Origin of the sequence: Oceaniovalibus guishaninsula JLT2003 (genome assembly GCF_000299575.1) — a bacterium.
Classification (GTDB): Bacteria; Pseudomonadota; Alphaproteobacteria; order Rhodobacterales; family Rhodobacteraceae; genus Palleronia; species Palleronia guishaninsula.
Genome location: NZ_AMGO01000006.1, coordinates 98465 through 123181, shown reverse-complemented (window position 1 = coordinate 123181; position 24717 = coordinate 98465). Strand labels below are relative to the sequence as shown.

Below are 24717 nucleotides of genomic sequence, written 5' to 3'. Positions count from 1 at the left end.
GCGCGATGAAGGCAGACTTGTGGGTGTTCGGATACGGATCGCTGATCTGGAACCCCGAATTCGACGTGGCCGAACGGGTTATCGCCGCGCTGCCGGGATACGACCGCACGTTCTGCATGCGGTCGGTGCATCATCGCGGGACCGAAGCCGCGCCGGGGCTGGTGCTGGCGCTCGACCGGACGGACGGCACGCTTTGCACCGGCCTCGCCCTGCGCGCCAGACGCGGAACCGAGGCGGCGACGCTGGCGATGCTACGCGCGCGCGAACTGGTATCGTCGGCCTACCTCGAACGGCAGGTGACGCTCGCCCTGGGCGACGGACGGCGGGTGACGGCCGTGGCCTATGTGGTGGACCGCAATCACGTCCAGTATACCGGCAAGCTGGAGCTTGAGGAACAGGCCCAGATCATCGCCAGATCGGTGGGCGGACGGGGCCCCAACAGCGAATATCTATTCAACACGACCGCGCACCTGGCCGAACTGGGCATCCACGACCCCGACCTGCAATGGCTGGCGATGCGGGTGCGCCACATCCGGGGATTGCCGGCGTGACCCCGTTGGATCCGCGCGGCGCGTCCGCTAGGCTGACGCGCGACAAGGCTGGCAGGATGACCCGATGATCGACCGGACCCGGCGCGACGCCGTCCCGATCTTTTCCCAGCCCGTTCGCCAGATCGTTCTGATGGTCGCCGTGCTGGTGCTGACGGCCATCGGGGCCTGGGCGGTGTTTCCGCGCGTCGCCCCCGTCTTTCTGGCCAACCCGCTGCTGAACGGGTTTATCGGGCTGGTCTTCGTGATCGGCATTCTGGCCTGTTTCTGGCAGGGCTGGCAACTGATCCAATCGGTCCACTGGATCGAGGGGTTCGCAGCGCAGAATCCGGGCCACGAATTCACCCGCGCGCCCCGTCTTCTGGCGCCCCTGGCCGCCCTTCTGCGCAGCCGGGGCCAACGGATGCAGATCGGCGCGACCTCGTCCCGGTCGATCCTCGATTCGGTGGCGACGCGGATCGACGAGGCGCGCGACATCACGCGCTATATCGTCAACCTGCTGATCTATCTGGGTCTTCTGGGCACGTTCATCGGCCTTGCCACCACCGTCCCGGCCATCGTCGATACCATCCGTTCGCTGGCGCCGTCCGCGAACGAGGACGGGATGCAGGTTTTTGGCCGGCTGATGGAGGGGCTGGAATCCCAGCTTGGCGGGATGGGCGTGGCGTTCTCGTCCTCGCTGCTGGGGCTTGCCGGATCGCTGGTCGTCGGCCTGCTGGAGCTTTTCGCCAGCCATGCGCAGAACCGTTTCTATCGCGAACTGGAAGAATGGCTGTCCTCGATCACGCGGGTCGGGTTCGCGGCCGAAGGCGCGGAAGGCGGCGATCAGGCGGTCGCGGCGGCGATGATGGAACACATGGCCGATCAGGTGGACCGGCTGCGCGACATCGTGGCCGCGTCCGACGCCTCGCGCGCGCGCACCGACGACCGCATGGGCGATCTGGTGGCCAGCATCGACCGCATGACCGACCGCATGGACGAGGAAGGATCGGTCAATTCGGCATTGGCGCGGGTCGCCGACGGGCAGGACCGGCTGGCCGACATCCTTCAGGCCGCGCAGAAGACCGGGGCAGGGACCATCGACGCCGAAAGCCGGATGCGGCTGCGGTCCATCGACGTGCAGCTGCTGCGCCTGCTTGAGGAGATCGCGGCCGGGCGGCAGGAAACCACCGCCGAATTGCGGCAGGAACTGCGCCAGATGGCGCGCAGCCTGATCCGCGCGCAACGCGGCGGTGCGATCGCCGACAAACAGGCGGGCTGACATGGCCCTGTCCCGACGATCCAGCCGGGCCATGTCGTCCAGCATCTGGCCGGGTTTCGTCGATGCCATGACCGCACTGCTGCTGGTCATCATGTTCGTCCTGACCATCTTCATGGTGGTGCAGTTCGTGCTGCGCGAACAGATTTCGGGGCAGGAAACGCAACTCGCCTCCCTCACGGCGGAACTGGCGGGGCTCAACCGGCTGCTGGGGCTGGAACGCGACCGCAGTGCGGCGCTGGTCGCCGAACGGGACGAGCAGGCCGACCTGGTCGCGTCCCTGCGCGTCCGGGCTTCCGATCAGGCCGCCGCCATCGCGTCGTTCGAGGAACAGGTCGCCAGCCTGATTGCCCAACGCGACGCTGCCCGCACCGACCTCGCCGGAGCCGAAGCCGCCCGCGATGCGGTGCTGACCGAGAAGGAGGCGCTGGATCTCGCGCTGGCCCGCGCCCGCGACGAAATCGACGCCCAGGCCGAAGCGGCGCGCCTTGCCGCCGCCCGCCGCGAGGCGCTCGAGGCGCTGACGGCGGAATTGCGCGCCGACGCCGACCGCGCGGCCTCTCTGGCCGAAGCGCTGGACGAAGCCGAAGCCGCGCGTCTGACCGATGCCGCCGCCGCCCAAGCCCTGCGCGACCGCCTGAGAGAGTCCGAAGCCGAATTGACCGCGCTTTCCCTGGCGCTCGAGGAACAGCGCAAGGAGGCCGAGCGCGTGCTGACCCTTCTGGCCGCGACCGAGGATGTGCGCGACGATCTGGACGCGCGGCTGGCGCAGGCGTTGCTGGCGGGCGAGCGATCCGCGCAGGAGGCGCAAAGTTTGCGTCAATCGCTCGACGATGCGGGCGAGGACCGTGCGCGCGTCAATTCCCGCCTGGCCGCCGCCCTGCTGGCGCAGGACCGGACCGAGGCGGAGCTGAAAGCGGCCGAGGACCGGCTGACCGCTGCGGGCGCGCGCGCCGACGATCTGGACACGCGCCTCGCCGCCGCCCTTCTGGACCGCGACGCGCTGGAGGAGGCACTGACAGCCGCCGAGACGGACAGGGACGCCCTGAACCGGCGCCTGGCGCAGGCGCTGCTAAATCGGGACAGGGCGGTCGAGGCCACGGCGCTGGCCGAAGCCGACCGCGATGCGCTGAACGAACGCCTTGCCGCCGCCTTGCTGGCACAGGACGCCCGTGAGGAGGAGCTGGAGCGCGTTCGTGCCGAAGGGGCCGACCTGACCGCGCGCCTGACCGCCGCCCTGTTGGAAACCGCCCAACTGCGGGATTCCGCCGCGACACTGACCGCGGCGCTGGAAGCGCGCACGTCCGAGCGCGCCGATCTCGTCCGGTCCGAAGCGGCGCTGGAAGCCGCCCTGGCCGAGCGGGAGAGCGAGACCGCCGATCTGCGCCGCCGATTGCAGGACGTGCTGGCCGCCCGCGTCGCCGTCGAGGACCGCCTGAGCGAAGCCGATGTGCAGGCGGCGCTTCTGGCGGCCGCGCAATCCGAACTGGCCGAGCGCGATACCGCATCCGAACGGGCGCAACGGCAGATCGAGGCGCTGAACCGTCAGGTGGCCGCCCTGCGCGATCAGCTTGCGGGGTTGGCCCAGGCACTGGACCTGGCGGATGCGGAAGGCGACACGCCGCTGGCGCAGGTCGAGAATCTCGGCGCGCGGCTGAACACCGCCCTGGCGCAGAAGCTGCTTCTGGAGCAATCCGAACGCGAACGGCTGGAACGGTATCAGTCCGAATTCTTCGGGCGTCTGCGCGACGTTCTGGGCGACCGCGAAGGCGTGCAGGTGGTCGGCGACCGCTTCGTCTTTTCGTCCGAAGTGCTGTTTCCCAGCGGGTCGGCCGACCTGTCCGAAGCCGGCAAGGCGCAGATCGCGCGCGTGGCGTCGCTGCTGGGCGAGGTCGCCGCCGACATCCCCGACAATATCGACTGGGTGATCCGCGTGGACGGCCATACCGACGACGTGTCGCTGTCAGGCACCGGCGCCTTTGCCGACAATTGGGAACTGAGCCAGGCGCGCGCCCTGTCCGTCGTCCGCTATATGAGCGACGAGCTAAATTTTCCTGCTCGGCGTCTGGCGCCCACGGGTTTCGGCGAATACCGCCCTGTCGATCCGGCCGCCACGCCCGCAGCGCGCGCCCGCAACCGGCGGATCGAGTTGAAGCTGACCGAACGATAGCGGCCCGAAACGAAAAGGGCGGACCGGCTTCCCGATCCGCCCCATTCCGGGCATTGCTCCGACGTGTCAGTCCGCCGTCAGAAGCGGCGGTTTCTTCGACGACAGACGCCGCTGTTCGGGCGGGTCGAAGCGCAGGTCGATGGCCCCGTCCCGCACGCCCACCTTGACGACGCCGCCCTTTGTCAGCCGGCCGAACAGCAATTCCTCGGCCAGCGGCTTCTTGATGTGTTCCTGGATCACCCGGCCCAGCGGACGCGCGCCCATCTTGTCGTCATAGCCCTTGTCGGCCAGCCATGCCGCCGCCTCGTCCGTCAGCTCGATCGAGACGTTACGATCCATCAACTGCGCTTCCAGTTGCAGCACGAACTTCTCGACGACCTGCATGATCACCTCCTTCGGCAACGCGCCGAAGCTTATCACCGCATCCAGGCGGTTGCGGAATTCGGGCGTGAAGGTGCGCTCGATGGCGGCGGTATCCTCGCCCTCGCGCTTGTCGCGGCCGAACCCGATGGCTTCGCGCGCCATATCGGACGCACCGGCATTCGAGGTCATGATCAGGATCACGTTACGGAAATCCACCGCGCGGCCGTTATGGTCGGTCAGCTTGCCGTGATCCATCACCTGCAACAGGATGTTGAAGACATCGGGATGCGCCTTCTCGATCTCGTCCAGCAACAGCACGCAATGCGGATGCTGGTCCACGCCGTCGGTCAGCATCCCGCCCTGGTCGAAGCCGACATATCCCGGCGGCGCGCCGATCAGGCGGCTGACGGCGTGCTTCTCCATGTATTCCGACATGTCGAAGCGCAGCATCTCGACCCCCAGAACGCTGGCGAGCTGCTTGGCCACCTCGGTCTTGCCGACGCCTGTGGGACCGGCGAACAGATAGTTGCCGATGGGCTTTTCGGGTTCGCGCAGGCCAGCGCGGGCCAGCTTGATGGCGGAAGACAGCGCGGTGATCGCCGCATCCTGCCCGAAGACCACGCGTTTCAGCGACTTTTCGAGATCCTTCAGCACCTCCGCGTCGTCCTTGGACACGTTCTTGGGCGGAATCCGGGCGATCTTGGCGACGACGGCCTCGATCTCCTTGATGCCGATGGTCTTGCGCCGCTTGCTTTCGGCCAGCAGATGCTGGGCCGCGCCCGCCTCGTCGATGACGTCGATGGCCTTGTCGGGCAGCTTGCGGTCATTGATGTAGCGCGCGCTCAGTTCGACCGCGGTGCGGATGGCATCGGCGGTGTACTTGATGTCGTGATGTTCCTCGAAATAGGGCTTGAGGCCGCGCAGGATCTTCACGCTGTCCTCGACCGAGGGTTCGTTCACGTCGATCTTCTGGAACCGGCGCGACAGGGCGCGGTCCTTCTCGAAGTGCTGGCGAAACTCCTTGTAGGTGGTCGAGCCCATGCAGCGCAGCTTGCCGCCCTGAAGCGCGGGCTTGAGCAGGTTGGACGCATCCATCGCCCCCCCCGAAGTCGCCCCGGCGCCGATCACCGTATGGATCTCGTCGATGAACAGCACCGCGTCGGCATGGCCTTCCATTTCCGACATGACGGCCTTCAGACGTTCCTCGAAATCGCCGCGGTAGCGGGTGCCGGCCAGCAGCGCGCCCATGTCGAGGCTGTAGATCGTCGTCTTGCTCAGCACCTCGGGGGTTTCCCCCTGCACGATCTTGCGCGCCAGCCCTTCGGCGATGGCGGTCTTGCCGACGCCGGGGTCGCCCACCAGCAGCGGGTTGTTCTTGCGCCTGCGGCACAGAACCTGCACGCAGCGTTCCACCTCGTGTTCGCGCCCGATCAGCGGATCGACATCGCCCTTGGCGGATTTCGCGTTCAGATCGACGCAGTATTTCGCCAGTGCGGAATCCTTGGCTTCGCCATCCTCCACCTGCGTGTTCTCCTCGTCGCTGTCGGGGGCGCCGGTGACCGGGCGGCTTTCCCCGTGACTGCCATCCTTGGCGACGCCGTGGGCGATGAAGTTCACCGCATCATAGCGGGTCATGTCCTGTTCTTGCAGGAAATACGCAGCGTTGCTTTCGCGTTCCGCGAAGATCGCGACCAGCACGTTGGCGCCCGTCACCTCGCTGCGGCCCGACGATTGCACATGGATTGCGGCGCGCTGGATGACGCGTTGGAACGCGGCGGTCGGCACGGCTTCGGATCCGTCGATCTCGGTCACGAGGGTGGACAGGTCGTCGTCGATGAATTCGGTCAGCGTCTGCTTCAGATCGGCCAGATCGACCGAACAGGCCTGCATCACCTTGGCGGCGTCGGGTTCGTCCGTGAGGGCGAGAAGCAGGTGTTCGAGGGTGGCGAGTTCGTGCCGGCGGCCGTTGGCCAGTGCCAGCGCCGCGTGGATCGCCTGTTCGAGCGTGTGGGAAAATGAAGGCACGTGCAGTGCTCCTCTCTCTCGTTGGGTCGGACGCCTCGGGTCGCCCCACCTTGACCTCTTGGGGTTAAAGGATGGTTGTTTATGGCCATGCTTCAAGTCAATTCTTCGCGCCGGAAGGTCACACCGCGGTCATCGTGGGCCAGGGGCACCAGGACGCCAGCGGTACGGGGCGGGTCAGAACCGATCCTTGCGGGCACGGATTTCGGCGAAGACGGCGACGTCGTCGGATCGCTGCATATCTAGGGACCGTTTCATTTCGAGCAAGTGGGCGCGCAGGAAGGGATTCGTCGCCTTTTCCTCGGCCAGCGTCGAGGGCACCGTCGGTTCGCCCCGCGCGCGGGCGGCCTCGACGCGGGCGGCCCGGTCGCGCAGGGCGTCGTTGCCGGGCTCGATCGTCAGGGCGAACCGGGCATTGGCCGCGGTGTATTCATGACCGCTGTAGATCACCGTGTCGTCGGGAAGTGCCGCCAGGCGGCGCAGGCTGTTCCACATCGTCGCGGCGTCGCCCTCGAACAACCGCCCGCAACCCAGCGCCATCAGGCTGTCGGCGGTGAAGGCGGCCCGCGCGTCGGGGAGGTGATAGGCGAGATGGCCGATCGTGTGCCCCGACACGTCGATCACCCGCACGTCATGCCCGGCGAACGGGAACGATCCGCCCGGTTCCACCTGCCGATCCAGCGGCGGCAGGCGTTTCGCATCGGACGCGGCACCGGTGACGCGCAGGCCGGGAAAGGCGTCGCGCAGTCCCGGCAACCCTTCGACATGGTCGCCGTGGTGATGGGTGATCCACACCTCGTCCAGCGGCCAGCCGCGCTGCCTCAGAGCCTCGACAAGCGGCGCGGCTTCGGGCGCATCGACCAGCGCCGTGGCGCCGGTATCGTCGTCATGCAGCAGGAAGGCGTAATTGTCGGTGCGGCAGGGCACGGTGACGATCTGCAACGGCATGGTTATCGTCCCTTCGGATGGCTATGGTCGCTGCGACACCTATTGCCGGGGCCGCCCGCTTCAATGCATCTCGACGTTCTCGACCTGCGGAACTTCTATTACCGCACCCGTCTGGGCCGCGCGGCGCAAAAGGCCGTCCGGGACCGTGTCGTCGCCTTCTGGCCCGAGGCGAAGGGACAGAACGTCGTCGGCTTCGGGTTCGCGCAGCCGCTGTTGCGCCCGTTTCTGACCGATGCGCGGCGCGTGGTGGGGCTGATGCCCGGCCCGCAGGGCGTGATGCCGTGGCCGGCGGGCCAGCCCAACCTTTCGGTCCTGTGCGAGGAAACGGGCTGGCCGCTGCAAACCGGCATGGCCGACAAGCTGGTGGTGCTGCACGGGCTGGAAACGTCGGACAATCCGCAGGCGCTGCTGGCCGAATGCTATCGCGTGCTGGGGCCGGGGGGGCGGGCGCTGTTCATCGTGCCGAACCGCGCGGGTCTTTGGGCGCGCAACGATCGCACGCCGTTCGGGTCGGGGCGGCCCTATTCGCTGGGCCAGATCGGCGCGCTTCTGCGCGAGGGCGATTTCGTTCCGGCGGGCCATGCCGCCGCCCTGTTTCAACCGCCGTCCGAACGTCCCTTCTGGATGCGGGCGGGGGGGCTGCTGGAACGCACGGGCAGCCGCCTGTCGGGACGCTATGCCGGCGGCGTGCTGATCGTCGAGGCGACCAAGCAGGTCCCGGCGCGGGCGGGCGGATTGCGCGACGCCGTGCGCCGCCCCTTGCGCGTGCTCGACGGCATGGCGCAGCCGGGGGCCGAACCCGCGACGGGCCGCCTGGCGCGTCCCGACTGATGCCCTGCGCGCCGATGCCGCGGCGGCGAAAGGAACGCGCGGCCCGCGCCATAGGCGGTTGCGGGGGAACAACCGCTCTGCTAGAGCAGGCGCGATTTTGACGACATGCCTCAACGGCGCCAGAAACCGCCTTGTTCCTTCCCATGGAAGGTTCGGGGCCGACAACATATCGAAAGGGTGGACGTGTCCGAACCGGCTTCGATCTCAACCGGCATCGCAACCCGCTATGCCACGGCCATATTCGAACTGGCCCGCGACGAGGACGCCCTTGGGCAGATCCGCAGCGATGTGGGCGCGCTTTCGGATGCGCTGGACGAAAGCGAGGATTTCCGGTCGCTGATCCATTCGCCGATCTATCCTCGCGACGAACAGCAGGCGGCCATCGGCGCCATCGCGGAACGGATGGGCCTGAACCCCGTGTTGGCCAACACGCTGCGGCTGATGGCGTCCAAGCGGCGTCTGTTCGTGCTGCCGCAATTGCTGGACGAGCTGCGCGCGCGCATCGCCGACGAGAACGGCGAGGTGACGGCCGAGGTGACGGCCGCCAAGGCGCTGAGCGACGACCAGAAGGCCCGCCTGTCCGAGACGCTGAAGGCGTCGGTCGGCCGGGACGTGACCATCAAGATGCGCGTCGATGACAGCCTGATCGGCGGTCTTGTCGTCAAGCTCGGCTCCAGGATGATCGACACCTCGATCCGGGCGAAGCTGAATGCACTCCAGAACACCATGAAAGAGGTCGGATAATGGGTATCCAAGCTTCCGAGATTTCTGCGATCCTGAAGGACCAGATCAGGAACTTCGGACAAGAGGCGGAAGTGGCCGAAGTGGGCCGGGTGCTGAGCGTGGGCGACGGCATCGCGCGCGTCTACGGTCTGGACAACGTCCAGGCCGGCGAGATGGTCGAGTTTCCGGGCGGCATCCAGGGGATGGCGCTGAACCTCGAAACCGACAATGTCGGCGTCGTGATCTTCGGGTCCGACCGCGACATCAAGGAAGGCGATGTCGTCAAGCGGACCAATTCCATCGTGGACGTGCCCGCGGGCGACGCGCTGCTGGGGCGCGTGGTGGACGGTCTGGGCAACCCGATCGACGGCAAGGGGCCGATCGAGGCGACCGAGCGCCGCGTGGCGGACGTGAAGGCGCCCGGCATCATTCCGCGCAAGTCGGTGCACGAACCGATGCCCACGGGGATGAAGGCCATCGACAGCATGATCCCCATCGGCCGCGGCCAGCGCGAGCTGATCATCGGCGACCGCCAGACCGGCAAGACCGCCGTGGCGCTGGATACGATCCTGAACCAGAAGACCTATAACGACGCGGCCAAGGACGACAGCGGCAAGCTTTACTGCATCTACGTCGCCATCGGGCAGAAGCGGTCGACCGTCGCGCAGCTGGTCAAGAAGCTGGAAGAAACCGGCGCCATCGCCTATACCACCATCGTCGCGGCCACCGCGTCGGACCCCGCGCCGATGCAGTTCCTGGCGCCCTATGCCGCCACCGCGATGGCCGAATACTATCGCGACAACGGCAAGCACGCGCTGATCATCTATGACGACCTGTCCAAGCAGGCCGTGGCCTATCGCCAGATGTCGCTGCTGCTGCGCCGCCCGCCGGGGCGCGAGGCGTATCCGGGCGACGTGTTCTATCTGCATTCCCGCCTGCTGGAACGTTCGGCCAAGCTGGGCGACGATTACGGCAACGGTTCGTTGACGGCGCTGCCCATCATCGAAACGCAGGGCGGCGACGTGTCGGCGTTCATTCCGACCAACGTGATCTCGATCACCGACGGCCAGATCTTCCTGGAAACCGAGCTGTTCTATCAGGGCATCCGTCCGGCGGTGAATACCGGCCTGTCGGTCAGCCGGGTGGGATCGTCCGCGCAGACCAACGCGATGAAATCCGTCGCCGGTCCCGTGAAGCTGGAGCTGGCGCAATACCGCGAGATGGCGGCCTTCGCGCAGTTCGGATCCGACCTCGACGCCGCGACGCAGCGCCTGCTGAACCGCGGGGCGCGCCTGACCGAGCTGATGAAGCAGCCGCAATATTCGCCGCTGACCAACGCCGAGATCGTCTGCGTCATCTTCGCGGGCACCAACGGTTATCTCGACAAGATTCCTGTCAAGGATGTCGGCCGCTTCGAGAAGGGTCTGCTGACCTACCTGCGCACCAAGCACCGCGATCTGCTGGACTGGATCACCACCGAGGATCCCAAGATCAAGGGCGAGGCGCAGGACAGGATCAAGGGCGTTCTGGACGGCTACGCCAAAGACTTCGCGTAAGGGGGCGGGCCAATGCCTTCGCTGAAGGATCTCAAGAACCGCATCGCGTCGGTCAAATCGACGCGAAAGATCACCAAGGCCATGCAGATGGTCGCCGCCGCCAAGCTGCGCCGCGCGCAGGAAGCGGCCGAAAACGCGCGCCCCTATGCCGAGCGGTTCAATGCCGTCATGGGCCAGCTTGCCGCGTCGGTCGGCGGCAGCGACAGCGCGCCCCGGCTGCTGGCCGGGACGGGCGACGACAAGGTGCATTTGCTGATCGTCATGACCGGCGAGCGGGGCCTTTGCGGCGGCTTCAACTCGTCGATCACCAAGCTGGCGGTGCAGAGGGCGCGGCGGCTTCTGGGCGAGGGCAAGCAGGTCAAGTTCCTGACCGTCGGCAAGAAGGGCCGCGACATGCTGCGCCGCGAATGGGGCGACCGGCTGGTCGGCCATGTCGATCTGAGCGAGGTCAAGCGCCTGGGCTACGGCAACGCGCAGGACATCGCGCGCGACGTGCTGGGCCGCTTCGATGCGGGCGAATTCGACGTGGCGACGATCTTCTATGCGTTGTTCGAGAACGTGGTGACGCAGATCCCGACCGCGCAGCAGATCATTCCCGCCAGGTTCGAGGATGCTGCCGGCGATGCGCCGTCCACGATCTACGATTACGAACCGGGCGAGGAGGCGATCCTTGCCGATCTGCTGCCGCGTGGGGTTGCGACGCAAATCTTCGCGGCGCTGCTGGAGAACGGCGCCAGCGAACAGGGCGCGCGCATGTCCGCCATGGACAACGCGACGCGCAACGCGGGCGAGATGATCGAGGATCTGACGATCGAGTTCAACCGCACCCGTCAGGCCGTCATCACGAACGAGCTGATCGAGATCATTTCGGGCGCCGAGGCGCTCTGACCGAAACGGAGACATGAATATGGCGAATGCAAAAGGCAAGGTCACGCAGGTCATCGGCGCCGTCGTCGACGTGCGGTTCGACGATCACCTGCCCGAGATCCTGAACGCGCTGGAAGTGGACAATAACGGTCGCCGTCTGGTCCTGGAAGTGGCCCAGCACCTCGGCGAGAATACCGTCCGCACCATCGCGATGGACGCCACCGAAGGTCTGGTGCGCGGCGCCGAAGTGACCGACACCGACGGGCCGATCATGGTGCCCGTGGGCACGGCGACCCTGGGCCGGATTCTCAATGTCATCGGCGCGCCGGTGGACGAGGGCGGCCCGGTCGAGGCAGACGAACACCGCGCCATCCACCAGCCAGCGCCCGACTTCGCGTCGCAGGCAACCAGCAGCGACATTCTCGTGACCGGGATCAAGGTCATCGACCTTCTGGCCCCCTATTCGAAGGGCGGCAAGATCGGGCTCTTCGGTGGTGCCGGCGTGGGCAAGACGGTTCTGATCATGGAGCTGATCAACAACATCGCCAAGGTGCATTCGGGCTTCTCGGTCTTTGCCGGCGTGGGCGAACGGACCCGCGAAGGCAACGACCTTTATCACGAGATGATCGAATCGGGCGTCATCGTTCCCGACAACCTGACCGAATCGAAGGTGGCGCTGGTTTACGGCCAGATGAACGAACCGCCGGGGGCGCGGATGCGCGTCGCGCTGTCCGGGCTGACGCTGGCCGAGCAGTTCCGCGACCAGTCGGGGACCGACGTTCTGTTCTTCGTCGATAACATCTTCCGCTTCACCCAGGCCGGATCGGAAGTGTCGGCGCTGCTGGGCCGCATCCCGTCCGCCGTGGGGTATCAGCCGACGCTGGCGACCGACATGGGCGCGTTGCAGGAGCGCATCACCTCGACCCGCGCGGGGTCGATCACCTCGGTGCAGGCCATCTATGTGCCCGCGGACGACCTGACCGACCCCGCGCCGGCCACGTCCTTCGCCCATCTCGACGCGACGACCACGCTGTCGCGCGCGATTTCCGAGCTGGGGATCTATCCGGCCGTCGATCCGCTCGACAGCACGTCGCGCCTGATGGATCCGCAGGTTCTGGGTGAGGAGCATTATCAGGTCGCCCGTGACGTGCAGAACATCCTTCAGCGCTACAAGTCGTTGCAGGACATCATCGCGATCCTCGGCATGGACGAGCTGTCCGAGGAGGACAAGCTGACCGTGGCCCGCGCCCGCAAGATCCAGCGCTTCCTGTCCCAGCCTTTCGACGTGGCGCAGGTCTTCACCGGATCGCCCGGCGTGCAGGTGCCGCTGGAAACGACCATCGCGTCGTTCAAGGCCGTCGTCGCCGGCGAATACGACCACCTGCCCGAATCGGCCTTCTACATGGTCGGCGGCATCGAGGACGTGAAGGCCAAGGCCGAGCGCATGGCGGCCGAAGCCGCCTGATCCAACGGGGCCGCGCCCGGCGCGGCCCGCTTACCGGAGAGAGATCATGGCCGAGACGATGCAGTTCAACCTCGTCAGCCCCGAGCGCAACGTCGCGTCGTATCAGGCGACCTCGGTGCAGATTCCGGGCGCCGAGGGCGACATGACGGCGATGGCCGATCACGCGCCCACCATCACCACGCTGCGTCCCGGCATCCTGCGGGTCGAAGGCCCCGAAGGGGTGCGCGAATATGTCGTGACCGGCGGCTTCGCCGAGATCGGCGAGCATGGCGTTTCGGTCTTGGCCGAGCAGGGCATGCCGCGCGAGGACGTGACGCAGGAACATTACGACCGCATGGTCGAGGACGCGTCGCGCGCCCATGAAAAGGCGCGCGAGACGTTCAGGAACGAACCCGGCCCGGTGGACGACGCCGCCAAGCTGCTGGCCGACATGGTCGCCGTCGGCACCCATATCGGATTGTCCAGCAAGCAGCCCAACCTCTGACGGTCAGAACGTCACCTCGACCCCCGGCAGGTTCAGCGCCTTCACCAGATCGCGCACTTCCTGCCGGGCGGCGATGTTGGACATGTTCAGCCCGCCGACGCCGGTATCCTTCAGATCGAGCAGCGTCAGCCCGCGCGGAAAGAGTTCGCGGAAGATCACCCTCTCGGAAAAGCCGGGCGCGACGCGAAAGCCGATGCGCTTGGCCAGCCGTTCCAGCGCCGCACCCATCTTCTTCTTGTTGATCATCTGCTGCGTCCCGAGACGGTTGCGCACGACGATCCAGTCGATCGGCTTCAGCCCCGCCTGCGCGCGCGCCTGACGGGCCGTCCAGACCATTTCGGAATAGACCGATGGCCCCAGGATCTTCGCCGAGTCGCTGTCGATCCGGGCCAGCAGGTCGAAATCCACGAAGCTGTCGTTCAGCGGCGTGATCAGCGTATCGGCCATCGCATGGGCCACCTGACTCAGCCGCGTATGCGAACCGGGGCAGTCGATCAGGATGAAATTGCGGTCCTGCAACCCCTCGACCGCGGTGCCGAGGCGCCGGTCGGCCGTGTGGTCGCCGCCGATGTCGGGCAGTTGCCGGAACTCCGGGCTGGGCAGGTCCAGGCCCGCTTTTGCCAGCCAGGCCAATCGGTTTTCGACGTAACGCCCGAAGCTTTGCTGCCGCAGATCGAGGTCGAGGCAGCCCACGCTGTGCCCCATGCGGACCAGCGCCGTCGCCAGATGCATCGACGTGGTGGACTTGCCCGATCCGCCCTTTTCGTTGCCGACGACGATGATGTGCGCCATTCCGTCTTCCTGCATTGCTGGCCGGGAAGGACCATGCCGCGACGCCGGGGGCAAGGGGGGTGTGCCGCATCCGGCCCCCGCAACAGGTTGATACAGCGGTATTAACCTTTTGCCGCCCTGAAACGAAAACGCCGCCCCGAAGGGCGGCGCCGCGTCGCGCGAAAGCGCCGGGATCAGAAGCCGAGGCCCTCGTACTTCTTCTTGAACTTCGACACGCGACCGCCGGTATCCATCAGACGGGTGCTGCCGCCGGTCCAGGCGGGGTGCACGCTGGGGTCGATGTCCAGCGCCATCTGGTCGCCTTCCTTGCCCCAGGTGGATTTCATCTGCACCACGTCGCCATTGGTCATCTTGACCTCGATCAGGTGATAGTCGGGATGGATGTCTGCTTTCATCGGACCGCTCCTCAGGCCTTGGCGCCGGCGTCGGAACGCGGCTTGTAGTTGGTGACTTCGGCGATGCGAGCCGATTTGCCGCGACGCGCGCGCAGGTAATACAGCTTGGCCCGGCGGACCTTGCCGCGGCGCACGACCTCGATGCTGTCGATATTGGTCGAATGCAGGGGGAACACACGTTCCACCCCCTCGCCGAACGAAATCTTGCGCACGGTGAACGATCCGGCGATGCCCGCGCCGTGCTTGCGGCTGATGCAGACACCCTCATAGGCTTGCACGCGGGTGCGCGTGCCTTCCGTCACCTTGTAGCCGACGCGAATGGTGTCGCCCGGCTTGAAATCGGGGATGGTCTTGCCGAGCGCGGCGATCTGCTCGGCTTCGAGTTGTGCGATCAGGTTCATCTGACGCTCCTATGTTCGCTCGCGGTTGATCCGCGAAGATGTCGCGCCTCAGAGCTCTCGGTCTTCGTCCGGGTCCAGTCCGCGCGATCCGCGCCATGCCCGCCAGAGATCAGGTCGCCGTTCCCTTGTCAGCCTTTCGGCCATGTCCCGCCGCCAGTCCGCGATGCGCCCGTGATGACCCGACAGAAGAATGTCGGGAATGTCGCGGCCGGACCAGGTGGCGGGTCTCGTATACTGGGGATGTTCCAGCAGGTGATCCGAAAAGGATTCGTCCACGGTGCTGGCCTCGTTCCCGAGCACGCGGGGTATAAGCCGGACGGTCGCATCGATCAAGGCCTGCGCGGCGATCTCGCCCCCCGTCAGGACGAAATCGCCGAGGCTGATCTCCTCGACCTGCCAGGCGTCCAGAACGCGCTGATCGACGCCCTCGAACCGGCCGCAAAGAAGCGTCACGCCCCGGCAGGCGGCAAGGCGGCGGGCGGTCCGCTGGTCGAAGGGCGCGCCGCGCGGGGACAGATAGACGACCGGCCATTGGGCGCGGTCCGTTCCCTCGGCGGCCTGCGCCAGCGCCCGGTCGACCACATCGGGCCGCAGGACCATCCCCGCGCCGCCGCCCGCCGGGGTGTCGTCGACATTGCGGTGGCGGCCTTCGCCGAATGCCCGCAGGTCGATGGTGGAAAGCCGCCAGAGCCCGGCGGAAAGGGCCCGCCCCGTAAGGGACAGGCCCAGAACGCCCGGAAACGCCTCGGGCAGCAGGGTGACGATGCGGGCTTCCCAAGGGCGATCCGTCATCGGCATCGGCCCTCGGGAAGCATCGTCAGACGATGGCGATGACGCCCAGCACCACCAGCAGGAACACGATCAGCGCAATGGCGATCAAAACCTTGGCGCCGGTCAGGGCCGCGCCGGAAATGCTGCCGAAGCCCAGCAGGGCGGCGATGGCCGCAACGGCCAAAAGGATGAGGATAAGCTTGATCATGGGTGGTCCTTCCATCGGGTCGCGGCACGCGATGCGCCGGGTTCGCAAGGCAAACGGGAAGGGCAGGGCAATGTTCCAAGACCTCAGCCGTCGTCGCCCGAACCGGGAAATATTCCATCCGGGGGATCGGCGACGATGCGGCCGGCAGCCAGATCGACGGTCGGCACAGCCTTTCGGGTGAAGGGCAGCAGGACCGTCTCGCCGCCGCCTTCGGGCGCGATTTCCAGCAGGTCGTCCGCGCCGTGGTTGACGACCGCAAGGACACGGCCCAGCATTGCGCCACCGGGTCCGACGACGCCGAGGCCGATCAGGTCGGCGTGATAGTATTCCTCGTCCGGCAAAGCGGGCAGGCGGTCGCGCGGGGCGAAAAGTCGTTTGCCGCGAAGGGCTTCGGCCGCTTCCGGCGTCGCGATGCCCGACAGGCGCGCGGCATAGCCGTCCTTGATGGGACGTTGCAGCGTGACGGCGAAGGTGGCGCCGTCCTCGGTCCGTAGGGGGCCGTAATCGGCGATGGCGGCGGGGTCGGCGCAATAGCTTTTCAGCCGCACCTCGCCCCGCACGCCGAAGGCGCCGCCGATGACGCCGACGCAGATCGCGGAAGTCATCCGCGCAACCCCTTGATCTTACTCGGCTTCAGCAGGCGCGGCGGCCTTGGCGGCGCGGTCGGCGGCGCGTTGGGTGGCCTTCTTGCCGGGTTCGCCCTTCTTCAGATTGGCGCGATCCTTCTTCGGGCGGATGCCGGCGGCTTCGAGGAAGCGGGCGACGCGGTCGGTCGGTTGGGCGCCCTGCTCCAGCCAGTGCTGAACGCGGTCCATGTCCATCCTCACGCGGTCTTCGCTGTCCTTGGCAAGCAGCGGGTTATAGATGCCGAGCTTCTCGATGAAGCGTCCGTCGCGGGCCATGCGGCTGTCGGCGGCGACGATGGAATAATGCGGACGCTTCTTGGAGCCACCGCGGGCGAGCCGGATCTTCATAGCCATCTTATTGATCTCCTGATATTTTCTTGTGGTGCTGGATGACCTCCGCGATGACGAAGGCCAGGAACTTGCGGGCGAAATCGGGGTCGAGATCCGCCTCTTTCGCAAGGGCTTGGAGCCTGGCGATCTGCTGCGCCTCGCGGGCGGGATCGCTGGGCGGAAGGTCGTGTTCGGCCTTGAGGCGGCCGACGGATTGGGTGTGCTTGAACCGCTCGCCCAGCGTATAGACAAGGATCGCGTCCAGCCGGTCGATGCTGGCGCGATGCTCTTTCAGCAGGTCGGCGGCGCGGGCGGCGTCGGTCATGGCGTGTCCTTCTGTACAACTTGTACAGTTCGCGGGCCGAAACGTACGTTTCGCGGCGGCGCGTGGCGATAGACCAGATCGCCAGGCGTATGGGGCCGCGCTGACGGGTCGCGCACCGCGCCCAGCCGTTCGGCCAGCGCGATCGAGCGGTGATTGTCCGGCGCGATGTAGCTGACGGCGGTCGGCCAGTGCAGGTCGCGAAACACGTGATCGAGGCAGGCGCGCGCCGCTTCGGCCGCGATGCCGCGCCCCTCGCCCTGCGGCCAGAGCAGCCAGCCCACCTCGCGCTCGGGCCAGCCATCGGGGAACCACGGACCGACGATGCCCAGCGTCACGTCCGGCGCGGTCTTTTCGGCCACGGCGAACATGCCCCATCCGTGGATCCGCCAATGCCCGATCTCGGCCGCAAACCAGCGCCAGGCGTCGGTGCGTTCCAGAGGACCGCCGGCGAATCGCGAGCGGTCCGAGGTGAAGAAGGCGACATAGCCGTCCCGATCGGCGGGCGAGATGGCGCGCAGGATCAGCCGGTCGGTTTCCAGCCTTGTGACGGGGCAATCGGCGGCGGCGTCGGATGGGTATTTCGGGAAAGATGAAGGGGAGGTCATGCGCCGGCCTGCGGATGGCGCCAGATTTCGGCATCGCCATCGTGCGCGGCGCGGGCGCCGTCGGTCGCGGCCCCGAGGCGGCGGGCGGTGGCCTGCGAACGCGCGTTCGCGGCGTCGATATAGCTGACAAGGCGGTCGATGCCGAGCGTGCCGCGCGCCCAGTCGCGGACCTTGGCACCCGCCTCGGTGGCGAAGCCGTGGCCTTCGGCCCCGTCATAGAGGTGCCATGCCAGTTCGACATCCGCCCAGCCTGCCAGGTTGAGCAGACCGACCCGGCCCAGCGGTGCCGGATCGTCGCGGCGCGTCAGTGTGAAGAAGCCGTAGCCATGCCAGTGCCAGTGGCCGATGCCGGCGAGAAAGCCGCGGAACGCCCCGTCTTCGGTGGTGCGCCCGCCGATCGCCGCCATCCGGTCCGACGTGGTGGCGAAGCGGACATGCGCGGGCAGGTCGCCGCGTTCGGGACCGCGCAGGATCAGGCGGTCGGTGGTCAGGGTGGGGGCGTGGGTGAGGGGCATCGCCTAGCGCTTCTTTCCGAAGCCCGACAGTCCCGGCGGCAGGGACGCGCCGGTGGCGAAGGGGTTGGCGCCGCCCGCGCCGGGAAAGCCGCCCATCTTGCCGAGCTGCGCCTGCGCGGCCTGCAACTGTTCCTCGGTCGGGGCGGCGCCGCCGGCGCCGGGCAGGCCGCCCTTGCCGAACATGCCGGCCATCGCCTTTTTCAGCATCCCGCCCTTGCCCATCTTCTTCATCATGTCGGACATCTGGCGGTGCATCTTGAGCAGCTTGTTGAGGTCGCTGACCTGCATCCCCGCGCCGGCGGCGATGCGCTTTTTCCGGCTGGCCTGAAGGATCTGCGGATTGGCGCGTTCCTTCCTGGTCATCGACTGGATCAGCGCGATCTGACGGGCGATGACCTTGTCGTCGAAGCCCGCCTCGTCCACGGCCTTGGCCATCTTCTGCGCGCCGGGCAGCATCCCCACCATCGAGGACACGCCGCCCATCTTGAGCATCTGTTCCATCTGCATTTTCAGGTCGTTCATGTTGAACTGACCTTTCTGGAACCGCTTCATCATCCGTTCGGCCTGCTCGGTCTCGAACGTCTGTTGCGCCTTTTCCACCAGCGCCACGATGTCACCCATGCCGAGGATGCGGCCGGCGATGCGGGACGGCTCGAACGTCTCGATGGCGTCCATCTTCTCGCCCAGCCCGACGAAGCGGATGGGCTTGCCGGTAATGGCCCGCATCGACAGGGCGGCGCCGCCGCGACCGTCGCCGTCCATCCGCGTCAGCACGACGCCGGTGACGCCGATCTTGTCGTCGAATTCGGTCGCGACGTTGACGGCATCCTGTCCGGTCAGCCCGTCGACGACCAGCAGCGTTTCGCGCGGATTGGCGACATCGCGCACCTCGGCGGCCTGGGCGATCAGCTCGGCGTCGATATGCAGGCGGCCGGCGGTGTCGAGCATGTAGACGTCGTAGCCGCCCAACGTCGCCTGCTGTTTCGCGCGGCGGGCGATCTGGACGGGCGTTTCGCCCGGCACGATGGGCAGGGTATCGACGCCGATCTGGCTGCCGAGGATGGCGAGCTGCTCCATCGCCGCCGGCCGGTTGGTGTCGAGCGAAGCCATCAGCACCCGCTTGCGGTCCCGTTCGGTCAGGCGCTTGGCCAGCTTGGCGGTGGTGGTGGTCTTGCCCGAACCCTGAAGCCCGACCATCAGGATCGGGGCGGGAACCTGGTCGATCTTCAGCGCGCCGTCATCGGCATCGCCGCCCAGCACGTGCACCAGTTCGTCATGAACGATCTTGACGACCTGCTGGCCGGGGGTGACGGATTTCGTGACGGCCTGGCCGGTGGCCTTGTCCTGCACGGCGCGGACGAAGTCGCGCGCGACGGGCAAGGACACGTCCGCTTCCAGCAGGGCGACGCGGACCTCGCGCAGGGCGGTGCGAACGTCGTCCTCGGACAGCGCGCCCTGTTTTGTGAGGCGCTCGAACACGCCTGAAAGGCGGTCGGAGAGATTCTCGAACATGGGCGGGTATCCCCCGTGACTGGTGCGGTGCGTGCCCGAACGCGGCGGGACGCGGAAAACGTGAAGCGCCCCCGTGGGCGAAACCTCGCTGACGGGGGGCGATCCCCCGTGGCGGGGGACCGGAAGCATTGCCTCCGGGAACGGTCGTCTTTTAGGGACGGGCCGCCCGGCGGTCAAGGATCATTCGGAATGGGCCTTGGCCAGAACGATGTCGGCCGCCTCGGCGCCGGGATGGGCGATATCCTCGAACGGCTCGACATGGCCGATGCGGCGAATCTCGGGCTGGGCCGCGGGCAGGGCGGCGGGCCGGTCGCCCGTCCGGCCGGCGGTGTCGGTCAGGCGGTCGAGAATCGCCGCCCCGTCGCGCAGCGCGTCGGGAAACACCTGGGCGAAACGGTTGGCGAAGACGAGCGCCATGCGGAAGGGCAGGGCGGGGGTTGCGAAGGCATAGGGCGTCATGGGCAGTCCTTTGCGATAAAAGATGGCGTATCGCAGGGCGAACGACAGCGGGGGGCGGCGGTTCCGTCACGATGCCGCGATGCGGCATGAACGGGTGGGCGAGTCAGGCATCCATGTCACACTCGGCGGCATTCTGCGCGTTTTTCCGGTGCGCTGGCACCCGATGGTCGATTGGCGGGTTGCATGGTGAGCCTGATGTCAGGTAAGCGGAATGCGAGTTAGAGTTCACGGGAAAGGAACAATCATGTTCATGAAGAAAATCGTCGCTGCAACGGCTATCGGCCTTGTCGCCCTATCGTCGGCCGCCAGCGCCGGCGGCCTGGCCCCCGCCATCGAAGAGCCCATCGTCGCCGTCGCGCCCGCCCCGGCCGGTTCGCTGGGCGGTCTGGGTGCCGCCGGCGCCACCGTCGCCGCCATCGGCGCGATCGGTGTCCTGGCGCTGATTCTGGACGACGATGACGACAACGACGACGATTCGTCGGCCACGACCACGGCGGGCGCCGTCGTCAACTGAGTGGACCGAGGTTCGCACGAGATCGGAAAAGGGGGCCTTGCGCCCCCTTTTTCTTTGCGCGGCCGGTAGGGACGTTCCCCGGACGCATCGCTCAACCGGAGGGATTGCCGGGAATCGCATCATCTATATCGTCGGGCTTGTCGTTACCGTCATCGCGATCGCCAGCTTCGTTCTTTGACGACCCGAGGGTTGACGGCCGCAGTTCGCGGCTGAGGAACCGCTCGAAACTGTCGAGATGGACAGGCTCGAACTGGCCGAAGGACTGCATCCAGACGCTGGCAGCGCGCATGGCGTCCGGGTCGAGCTTGCACCATGTCAGCCGCCCGCTGCGTTCCTGGGCGATCAGGCCCGCGCGGCCGAGGATCGCCAGATGCCGCGAGATCGCGGCGAGCGAGACGGGAAACGACGCGGCGACATCGGTGACAGTCATGTCGTCTTCCAGCAACAGCATCAGGATCGCCCGGCGTGTCGGATCGGACAGGGCTGCGAAGATGAGGTCGAGCGTCGGCGCCATGCCCCGGCGTGGCATGGCGCGCGGCGACGGTCAACGATCCGGTTGAATGTCATACGGTTCGCGCTGCCGTCCATGATCGTGCCAAGTCATTGACTTCCCGAGGTCTTCCGTGCCTTGACTTCGGCATGGCGCGTCACTAGGCACGGCGGCGACGGAACGAGGGTTCGATGGTCGACGATGCCACCCGGACGCGGATGGAGGCGCTGGAAAAGCGTCTTGCCGCGCGGCGCGCGCAGGCCCCCGCCCCCGTTCGGACGAGCATTATTCGATGGCCAACATGGCCTGGCGGATGGTGATCGAGCTGGTGGCCGGTCTGGGGATCGGCTTCGGCATCGGATACGGGCTGGACGCGCTTTTCGGCACCATGCCCATCTTTCTGGTGCTGTTCATATTTCTGGGCCTCGCGGCCGGCATCAAGACGATGATGCGCACCGCGAAAGAGGTTCAGGCGGATGCCGACAGGAATGCGGCGGAAAAGAAGGACTGAACGATGGCTGACGTGGTCGCGATCGGAGAGGAACATGCCGCCGGCGGACTGAACATCCATCCGATGGATCAGTTCATCATCTATCCGCTGTTCGGCGACGGCGGCGTCGGCATGTTCACCGTCACCAACGCGACGCTGTGGATGGCGATCATCGTGCTGTGCGTCGTGCTGCTGCTGATCACCGGGATGCGCGGGCGCAACGTGGTGCCCAGCCGCGCGCAATCCATCGCCGAACTGGCCTACGGTTTCGTTTACAAAATGATCGAGGACGTGTCGGGCAAGGAGGGGCTGCGCTATTTCCCCTATATCATGACGCTGTTCATGTTCATCACGCTGGCCAATTTCCTGGCGCTGATCCCGGCGTCGTTCTCGGTCACGGCGCATATCGCGGTGACGGCGGTTCTGGCGCTGGCGGTGTTCGTCACGGTGACGGTGCTGGGCTTCGTCAAGAACGGCGCGTCGTTCCTGGGGCTGTTCTGGGTGTCGTCCGCGCCGCTGGTGCTGCGGCCCATCCTGGCGGTGATCGAGCTGATCTCCTACTTCGTGCGCCCGGTCAGCCATTCCATCCGTCTGGCCGGCAACATCATGGCGGGCCATGCGGTGCTAAAGGTGTTCGCGGGGTTCGCCGGCGCGCTGGGGCTGTTCGCGTTCATCCCTGTGCTGGCGATCACGGCCATCTATGCGCTGGAAGTGCTGGTGGCGTTCATCCAGGCCTATGTCTTCACTATCCTCACCTGCGTCTATCTGAAGGACGCGCTGCATCCCCATCATTGAGGCGCGAGCCGCCGCAAGGATCGACCGGGCGGCGCCGCCGTCCCGAACCAAACGTCAAACCCAAGGAGAGACGACTATGGAAGGCGAAATCATCGCATACGCGGATCTGGGCAAGTTCATCGGCGCGGGCCTTGCGGCCATCGGGTCGGGTGCCGCCGCAATCGGCGTGGGCCACGTCGCCGGCAACTTCCTGGCTGGCGCGCTGCGCAACCCGTCGGCCGCCGCCGCCCAGACCGCCACGCTGTTCATCGGTATCGCATTCGCCGAAGCGCTGGGGATCTTCTCGTTCCTGGTCGCGCTGCTGCTGATGTTCGCCGTCTGATCGTCTGACCGAAGGCCGGGCGGCACGGGCTGTCCGGTCCATCCTTTCGTCAGGGGAACAGTATGGAAACCGAAGAAATCCTCGTCGCGCCGGGGGGTGAGCTTGTCGAGATCGTCGAAGTCCCGCAAGGGGCCGAGGCGGTCGGCATGCCGCAACTCGACTTTTCGACGTATCCGAACCAGATTTTCTGGCTGATCGTCGCGCTGGTGGCGATCTATCTGATCCTGTCGCGCGTGGCGTTGCCGCGCATCGGCGCCGTTCTGGCCGAGCGCCAGGGCAGCATCACCAACGACATCGCCTCGGCCGAGGAACTGAAGCTGAAGGCGCATCAGTCCGAAGCGGCCTACGACAAGGCGCTGGCGGATGCGCGCGCCGAAGCGGGCCGCATCGTGGCCGAGAACAAGGCCGAGATGCAGGCGCAGATCCAGGCGGCGATGGAACGGGCCGATGCCGACATCGCCGAGCAATCGGCCGAATCCGAGGCGCGCATCAACGAGATCCGCGCAGGCGCGATGGACGCGGTGCAGGAAGTGGCGCGCGATACCGCCATCGCCATCGTCGCGGCCTTCGGCGGCCGGGACGACACCGCGCAGGTTCACGCCGCGGTGGACGACAGGTTGAAGGGGGCCGAACGATGACGCGTCTTTTCGTGCTGCCCGCGCTTGTCGCGGCGGGTCCGGCCCTGGCGGCGACCGGCCCGTTCTTTTCGCTGAACAACACCAACTTCGTGGTGCTGCTGGGCTTCATCGTCTTTGTCGGCGTGCTGATCTACTTCAAGGTGTTCCGCAAGCTGGCCGAGATGCTGGACAAGCGCGCCGACGGCATCCGCGACGATCTGGCCGAGGCGCGCAGCCTGCGCGAGGAAGCGCAGACCCTGCTGGCATCCTACGAGCGCAAGCACCGCGAGGTGCAGGGGCAGGCGGACCGCATCGTCGCCGCCGCGCGCGAGGATGCCAAGGCGCAGGCCGCCAAGGCGCAGGCCGATCTGGACGAGTCCATCGCGCGGCGCGTTCAGGCCGCCCGCGATCAGATCGCGTCGGCCGAGGAAAAGGCCGTGCGCGACGTGCGCGACCGGGCGATCCAGGTGGCCGTTGCGGCGGCGCGCGACGTGCTGGCCCGGCAGATGGACGCCCAGCGCGGCGATGCGCTGATCGATCAATCCATCGAGACGGTGCGCGAAAAGCTGCATTGAGACGATGATTGGAACGCAGGAAAGGCCCGGACGCGCTGTCCGGGCCTTTTGCGTTTTCGGGGATGTCAGGCCGTCGGGCGGATGACGATCTGGACGCGGCGGTTCTGCGCGCGGCCCGCCGGATCGAGGTTCGACGCGATCGGCTGATTTTCGCCGTAGCCCACGGCGCGCAGGCGGCTGCCGGACACGCCGTTCTGCGCCAGGATCGTGCTGACGGCCTGGGCGCGGCGTTCGGACAATTGCTGGTTATAGGCGGCGGCGCCGGTATTGTCGGTATGGCCCTGAACCTCGACCACGGAATTGGGATAGCGGTTGAGGTTGGCGGCCAGCACGCGCAGGTCGCCGACCAGGCTGCCAGAGACGTTGGCGCTGTCGGTGGCGAACAGGATGTCCTGCGGCATGCGCACGATCAGTTCGTTGCCGGTATTCACCACGTCGATGGCGTTGTTCGAGAAGTCGCTGCGCAGCTCGGCCGCCTGACGGTCCAGCACGTTGCCGACGACTGCGCCGCCGGCCGCCCCGAGGGCCGCGCCGGCCAGCGCCTTTTCCAGCTTGTTGTCGCCGCCGGTCAGAACGCCGGTCGCCGCGCCGATGCCCGCGCCGATCAGCGCGCCTTCGCGGGTGCGGTTCAGTTCGGTCGGGCCGCCATTGGGGCCGACGGGCGCGCAGGCGGCCAGCGCCAGCAGGCTGGACGCCCCCAGCGCGATCATTGTGTTCTTGGCAATCATGTCTTCCTCTTT

Annotated in this window: 30 protein-coding genes and 1 pseudogene; 15 read left to right on the top strand and 16 right to left on the bottom strand. The window is 66.9% G+C overall.

Annotated features, from left to right (window positions below):
- The first annotated feature begins 5 nt into the window (after positions 1–5).
- The 3 genes from OCGS_RS01625 (at position 6) to OCGS_RS01615 (ending at position 3976) form a co-directional block, all read left to right on the top strand.
- Positions 6–551, top strand: coding sequence for a gamma-glutamylcyclotransferase (locus tag OCGS_RS01625; protein ID WP_040610280.1), 546 nt, complete (start codon positions 6–8; stop codon positions 549–551).
- 64 nt (positions 552–615) lie between these two features.
- Positions 616–1809: a hypothetical protein gene (locus tag OCGS_RS01620; protein ID WP_007425470.1), complete on the top strand. Its 1194-nt coding sequence runs from the start codon at positions 616–618 to the stop codon at positions 1807–1809.
- A 1-nt stretch (position 1810) separates the two neighbouring features.
- Positions 1811–3976, top strand: a complete 2166-nt coding sequence (locus OCGS_RS01615; RefSeq protein ID WP_007425469.1) for a peptidoglycan -binding protein — start codon at positions 1811–1813, stop codon at positions 3974–3976.
- Between the two features lie 66 nt (positions 3977–4042).
- Here OCGS_RS01615 and clpA read toward each other — a convergent pair whose 3' ends face one another.
- Together clpA and gloB are read right to left on the bottom strand one after the other, a co-directional pair.
- Entirely contained in the window at positions 4043–6364 is a 2322-nt protein-coding gene (clpA, locus tag OCGS_RS01610) for an ATP-dependent Clp protease ATP-binding subunit ClpA (protein WP_007425468.1), read from the bottom strand.
- 174 nt (positions 6365–6538) lie between these two features.
- Positions 6539–7309 carry a hydroxyacylglutathione hydrolase gene (gene gloB, locus OCGS_RS01605; protein ID WP_007425467.1) on the bottom strand — a complete coding sequence of 257 codons (771 nt, stop codon included), beginning with the start codon at positions 7307–7309 and terminating at the stop codon, positions 6539–6541.
- A 63-nt stretch (positions 7310–7372) separates the two neighbouring features.
- Here gloB and OCGS_RS01600 point away from each other — a divergent pair, with 63 nt between their 5' ends.
- The 6 genes from OCGS_RS01600 to OCGS_RS01575 all read left to right on the top strand — a co-directional run bounded on the left by OCGS_RS01600 (position 7373) and on the right by OCGS_RS01575 (position 13235).
- A complete protein-coding gene (locus OCGS_RS01600) occupies positions 7373–8140 on the top strand; it encodes a methyltransferase domain-containing protein (RefSeq protein ID WP_007425466.1) in 768 nt (255 codons plus the stop codon).
- A gap of 183 nt (positions 8141–8323) precedes the next feature.
- Positions 8324–8884, top strand: coding sequence for a F0F1 ATP synthase subunit delta (locus tag OCGS_RS01595; protein WP_040610306.1), 561 nt, complete (start codon positions 8324–8326; stop codon positions 8882–8884).
- Positions 8884–10419: a F0F1 ATP synthase subunit alpha gene (gene atpA, locus OCGS_RS01590; RefSeq protein WP_007425464.1), complete on the top strand. Its 1536-nt coding sequence runs from the start codon at positions 8884–8886 to the stop codon at positions 10417–10419. Before OCGS_RS01595 ends, atpA begins: the two co-directional genes overlap by 1 nt.
- A 12-nt stretch (positions 10420–10431) precedes the next feature.
- Entirely contained in the window at positions 10432–11307 is an 876-nt protein-coding gene (locus tag OCGS_RS01585; protein ID WP_007425463.1) for a F0F1 ATP synthase subunit gamma, read from the top strand.
- A 19-nt stretch (positions 11308–11326) separates the two neighbouring features.
- Complete coding sequence (atpD, locus tag OCGS_RS01580; protein WP_007425462.1) at positions 11327–12751, top strand: F0F1 ATP synthase subunit beta; 1425 nt, start codon at positions 11327–11329, stop codon at positions 12749–12751.
- Positions 12752–12797: 46 nt separating this feature from the next.
- Positions 12798–13235 carry a F0F1 ATP synthase subunit epsilon gene (locus tag OCGS_RS01575; RefSeq protein WP_007425461.1) on the top strand — a complete coding sequence of 146 codons (438 nt, stop codon included), beginning with the start codon at positions 12798–12800 and terminating at the stop codon, positions 13233–13235.
- A 3-nt stretch (positions 13236–13238) separates the two neighbouring features.
- Here OCGS_RS01575 and OCGS_RS01570 read toward each other — a convergent pair whose 3' ends face one another.
- The 12 genes from OCGS_RS01570 to OCGS_RS01515 all read right to left on the bottom strand — a co-directional run bounded on the left by OCGS_RS01570 (position 13239) and on the right by OCGS_RS01515 (position 20174).
- Positions 13239–14027: a division plane positioning ATPase MipZ gene (locus OCGS_RS01570; RefSeq protein ID WP_007425460.1), complete on the bottom strand. Its 789-nt coding sequence runs from the start codon at positions 14025–14027 to the stop codon at positions 13239–13241.
- 173 nt (positions 14028–14200) lie between these two features.
- Positions 14201–14422 (bottom strand): 50S ribosomal protein L31, encoded by a 222-nt coding sequence (rpmE, locus tag OCGS_RS01565; protein ID WP_007425459.1) that lies wholly within the window; start codon positions 14420–14422, stop codon positions 14201–14203.
- 11 nt (positions 14423–14433) lie between these two features.
- Positions 14434–14823 (bottom strand): 50S ribosomal protein L19, encoded by a 390-nt coding sequence (gene rplS, locus OCGS_RS01560; protein ID WP_007425458.1) that lies wholly within the window; start codon positions 14821–14823, stop codon positions 14434–14436.
- Between the two features lie 48 nt (positions 14824–14871).
- Entirely contained in the window at positions 14872–15621 is a 750-nt protein-coding gene (gene trmD / locus OCGS_RS01555) for a tRNA (guanosine(37)-N1)-methyltransferase TrmD (protein ID WP_007425457.1), read from the bottom strand.
- Positions 15622–15640: 19 nt separating this feature from the next.
- Positions 15641–15802, bottom strand: coding sequence for a DUF1328 family protein (locus tag OCGS_RS14685; protein WP_007425456.1), 162 nt, complete (start codon positions 15800–15802; stop codon positions 15641–15643).
- An 83-nt stretch (positions 15803–15885) separates the two neighbouring features.
- Entirely contained in the window at positions 15886–16407 is a 522-nt protein-coding gene (rimM, locus tag OCGS_RS01545) for a ribosome maturation factor RimM (protein WP_007425455.1), read from the bottom strand.
- 18 nt (positions 16408–16425) lie between these two features.
- Positions 16426–16782, bottom strand: a complete 357-nt coding sequence (gene rpsP, locus OCGS_RS01540) for a 30S ribosomal protein S16 (protein ID WP_007425454.1) — start codon at positions 16780–16782, stop codon at positions 16426–16428.
- A gap of 1 nt (position 16783) precedes the next feature.
- A complete protein-coding gene (locus OCGS_RS01535; protein ID WP_007425453.1) occupies positions 16784–17083 on the bottom strand; it encodes a chorismate mutase in 300 nt (99 codons plus the stop codon).
- On the bottom strand, positions 17080–17688 hold the full coding sequence (locus tag OCGS_RS01530) for a GNAT family N-acetyltransferase (RefSeq protein ID WP_007425452.1): 609 nt from the start codon (positions 17686–17688) through the stop codon (positions 17080–17082). Before OCGS_RS01530 ends, OCGS_RS01535 begins: the two co-directional genes overlap by 4 nt.
- Positions 17685–18203 (bottom strand): GNAT family N-acetyltransferase, encoded by a 519-nt coding sequence (locus tag OCGS_RS01525; RefSeq protein WP_007425451.1) that lies wholly within the window; start codon positions 18201–18203, stop codon positions 17685–17687. Before OCGS_RS01525 ends, OCGS_RS01530 begins: the two co-directional genes overlap by 4 nt.
- Before the next feature lie 3 nt (positions 18204–18206).
- The gene (gene ffh, locus OCGS_RS01520) at positions 18207–19715 is read right to left on the bottom strand and encodes a signal recognition particle protein (protein ID WP_007425450.1); all 1509 of its coding nucleotides are present in this window, start codon (positions 19713–19715) and stop codon (positions 18207–18209) included.
- Positions 19716–19895: 180 nt separating this feature from the next.
- Positions 19896–20174 (bottom strand): hypothetical protein, encoded by a 279-nt coding sequence (locus OCGS_RS01515; protein WP_007425449.1) that lies wholly within the window; start codon positions 20172–20174, stop codon positions 19896–19898.
- Between the two features lie 244 nt (positions 20175–20418).
- Between OCGS_RS01515 and OCGS_RS01510 the strand changes: the two genes are divergently transcribed.
- Positions 20419–20688, top strand: a complete 270-nt coding sequence (locus OCGS_RS01510) for a hypothetical protein (protein WP_007425447.1) — start codon at positions 20419–20421, stop codon at positions 20686–20688.
- A 91-nt stretch (positions 20689–20779) separates the two neighbouring features.
- Here OCGS_RS01510 and OCGS_RS01505 read toward each other — a convergent pair whose 3' ends face one another.
- A complete protein-coding gene (locus OCGS_RS01505) occupies positions 20780–21202 on the bottom strand; it encodes an ArsR/SmtB family transcription factor (RefSeq protein WP_007425446.1) in 423 nt (140 codons plus the stop codon).
- Positions 21203–21369: 167 nt separating this feature from the next.
- On the opposite strand from OCGS_RS01505, the pseudogene OCGS_RS14940 reads away from it, so the two are divergent.
- The 5 genes and pseudogenes from OCGS_RS14940 to OCGS_RS01480 all read left to right on the top strand — a co-directional run bounded on the left by OCGS_RS14940 (position 21370) and on the right by OCGS_RS01480 (position 23977).
- Positions 21370–21689 (top strand): annotated as a pseudogene (locus OCGS_RS14940) (AtpZ/AtpI family protein).
- Positions 21690–21692: 3 nt separating this feature from the next.
- On the top strand, positions 21693–22463 hold the full coding sequence (locus OCGS_RS01495; protein ID WP_007425443.1) for a F0F1 ATP synthase subunit A: 771 nt from the start codon (positions 21693–21695) through the stop codon (positions 22461–22463).
- 76 nt (positions 22464–22539) lie between these two features.
- Complete coding sequence (locus tag OCGS_RS01490; RefSeq protein WP_007425442.1) at positions 22540–22785, top strand: F0F1 ATP synthase subunit C; 246 nt, start codon at positions 22540–22542, stop codon at positions 22783–22785.
- Positions 22786–22847: 62 nt separating this feature from the next.
- Entirely contained in the window at positions 22848–23423 is a 576-nt protein-coding gene (locus OCGS_RS01485; protein ID WP_007425441.1) for a F0F1 ATP synthase subunit B', read from the top strand.
- Positions 23420–23977 carry a F0F1 ATP synthase subunit B gene (locus OCGS_RS01480; protein WP_007425440.1) on the top strand — a complete coding sequence of 186 codons (558 nt, stop codon included), beginning with the start codon at positions 23420–23422 and terminating at the stop codon, positions 23975–23977. The genes OCGS_RS01485 and OCGS_RS01480 overlap by 4 nt, the downstream gene beginning before the upstream one ends.
- 65 nt (positions 23978–24042) lie before the next feature.
- Here OCGS_RS01480 and OCGS_RS01475 read toward each other — a convergent pair whose 3' ends face one another.
- On the bottom strand, positions 24043–24705 hold the full coding sequence (locus tag OCGS_RS01475; protein ID WP_007425439.1) for a YiaD family glycine zipper/OmpA-like lipoprotein: 663 nt from the start codon (positions 24703–24705) through the stop codon (positions 24043–24045).
- Positions 24706–24717 lie beyond the last annotated feature (12 nt).

Coding starts and splice junctions, on each gene's coding strand:
- OCGS_RS01525 (WP_007425451.1), bottom strand. CDS start 18,203: ATGCCCCTCACCCACGCCCCCACCCTGACCACCGACCGCCTGATCCTG.
- rpsP (WP_007425454.1), bottom strand. CDS start 16,782: ATGGCTATGAAGATCCGGCTCGCCCGCGGTGGCTCCAAGAAGCGTCCG.
- OCGS_RS01620 (WP_007425470.1), top strand. CDS start 616: ATGATCGACCGGACCCGGCGCGACGCCGTCCCGATCTTTTCCCAGCCC.
- OCGS_RS01515 (WP_007425449.1), bottom strand. CDS start 20,174: ATGACGCCCTATGCCTTCGCAACCCCCGCCCTGCCCTTCCGCATGGCG.
- OCGS_RS01485 (WP_007425441.1), top strand. CDS start 22,848: ATGGAAACCGAAGAAATCCTCGTCGCGCCGGGGGGTGAGCTTGTCGAG.
- rpmE (WP_007425459.1), bottom strand. CDS start 14,422: ATGAAAGCAGACATCCATCCCGACTATCACCTGATCGAGGTCAAGATG.
- atpA (WP_007425464.1), top strand. CDS start 8,884: ATGGGTATCCAAGCTTCCGAGATTTCTGCGATCCTGAAGGACCAGATC.
- rplS (WP_007425458.1), bottom strand. CDS start 14,823: ATGAACCTGATCGCACAACTCGAAGCCGAGCAGATCGCCGCGCTCGGC.
- OCGS_RS01535 (WP_007425453.1), bottom strand. CDS start 17,083: ATGACCGACGCCGCCCGCGCCGCCGACCTGCTGAAAGAGCATCGCGCC.
- OCGS_RS01575 (WP_007425461.1), top strand. CDS start 12,798: ATGGCCGAGACGATGCAGTTCAACCTCGTCAGCCCCGAGCGCAACGTC.
- OCGS_RS01480 (WP_007425440.1), top strand. CDS start 23,420: ATGACGCGTCTTTTCGTGCTGCCCGCGCTTGTCGCGGCGGGTCCGGCC.
- OCGS_RS01570 (WP_007425460.1), bottom strand. CDS start 14,027: ATGGCGCACATCATCGTCGTCGGCAACGAAAAGGGCGGATCGGGCAAG.
- OCGS_RS01495 (WP_007425443.1), top strand. CDS start 21,693: ATGGCTGACGTGGTCGCGATCGGAGAGGAACATGCCGCCGGCGGACTG.
- ffh (WP_007425450.1), bottom strand. CDS start 19,715: ATGTTCGAGAATCTCTCCGACCGCCTTTCAGGCGTGTTCGAGCGCCTC.
- OCGS_RS01625 (WP_040610280.1), top strand. CDS start 6: ATGAAGGCAGACTTGTGGGTGTTCGGATACGGATCGCTGATCTGGAAC.
- OCGS_RS01600 (WP_007425466.1), top strand. CDS start 7,373: ATGCATCTCGACGTTCTCGACCTGCGGAACTTCTATTACCGCACCCGT.
- OCGS_RS01505 (WP_007425446.1), bottom strand. CDS start 21,202: ATGGCGCCGACGCTCGACCTCATCTTCGCAGCCCTGTCCGATCCGACA.
- gloB (WP_007425467.1), bottom strand. CDS start 7,309: ATGCCGTTGCAGATCGTCACCGTGCCCTGCCGCACCGACAATTACGCC.
- OCGS_RS01615 (WP_007425469.1), top strand. CDS start 1,811: ATGGCCCTGTCCCGACGATCCAGCCGGGCCATGTCGTCCAGCATCTGG.
- trmD (WP_007425457.1), bottom strand. CDS start 15,621: ATGCCGATGACGGATCGCCCTTGGGAAGCCCGCATCGTCACCCTGCTG.
- atpD (WP_007425462.1), top strand. CDS start 11,327: ATGGCGAATGCAAAAGGCAAGGTCACGCAGGTCATCGGCGCCGTCGTC.
- OCGS_RS01585 (WP_007425463.1), top strand. CDS start 10,432: ATGCCTTCGCTGAAGGATCTCAAGAACCGCATCGCGTCGGTCAAATCG.
- OCGS_RS01510 (WP_007425447.1), top strand. CDS start 20,419: ATGTTCATGAAGAAAATCGTCGCTGCAACGGCTATCGGCCTTGTCGCC.
- OCGS_RS01490 (WP_007425442.1), top strand. CDS start 22,540: ATGGAAGGCGAAATCATCGCATACGCGGATCTGGGCAAGTTCATCGGC.
- OCGS_RS14685 (WP_007425456.1), bottom strand. CDS start 15,802: ATGATCAAGCTTATCCTCATCCTTTTGGCCGTTGCGGCCATCGCCGCC.
- rimM (WP_007425455.1), bottom strand. CDS start 16,407: ATGACTTCCGCGATCTGCGTCGGCGTCATCGGCGGCGCCTTCGGCGTG.
- OCGS_RS01475 (WP_007425439.1), bottom strand. CDS start 24,705: ATGATTGCCAAGAACACAATGATCGCGCTGGGGGCGTCCAGCCTGCTG.
- OCGS_RS01530 (WP_007425452.1), bottom strand. CDS start 17,688: ATGACCTCCCCTTCATCTTTCCCGAAATACCCATCCGACGCCGCCGCC.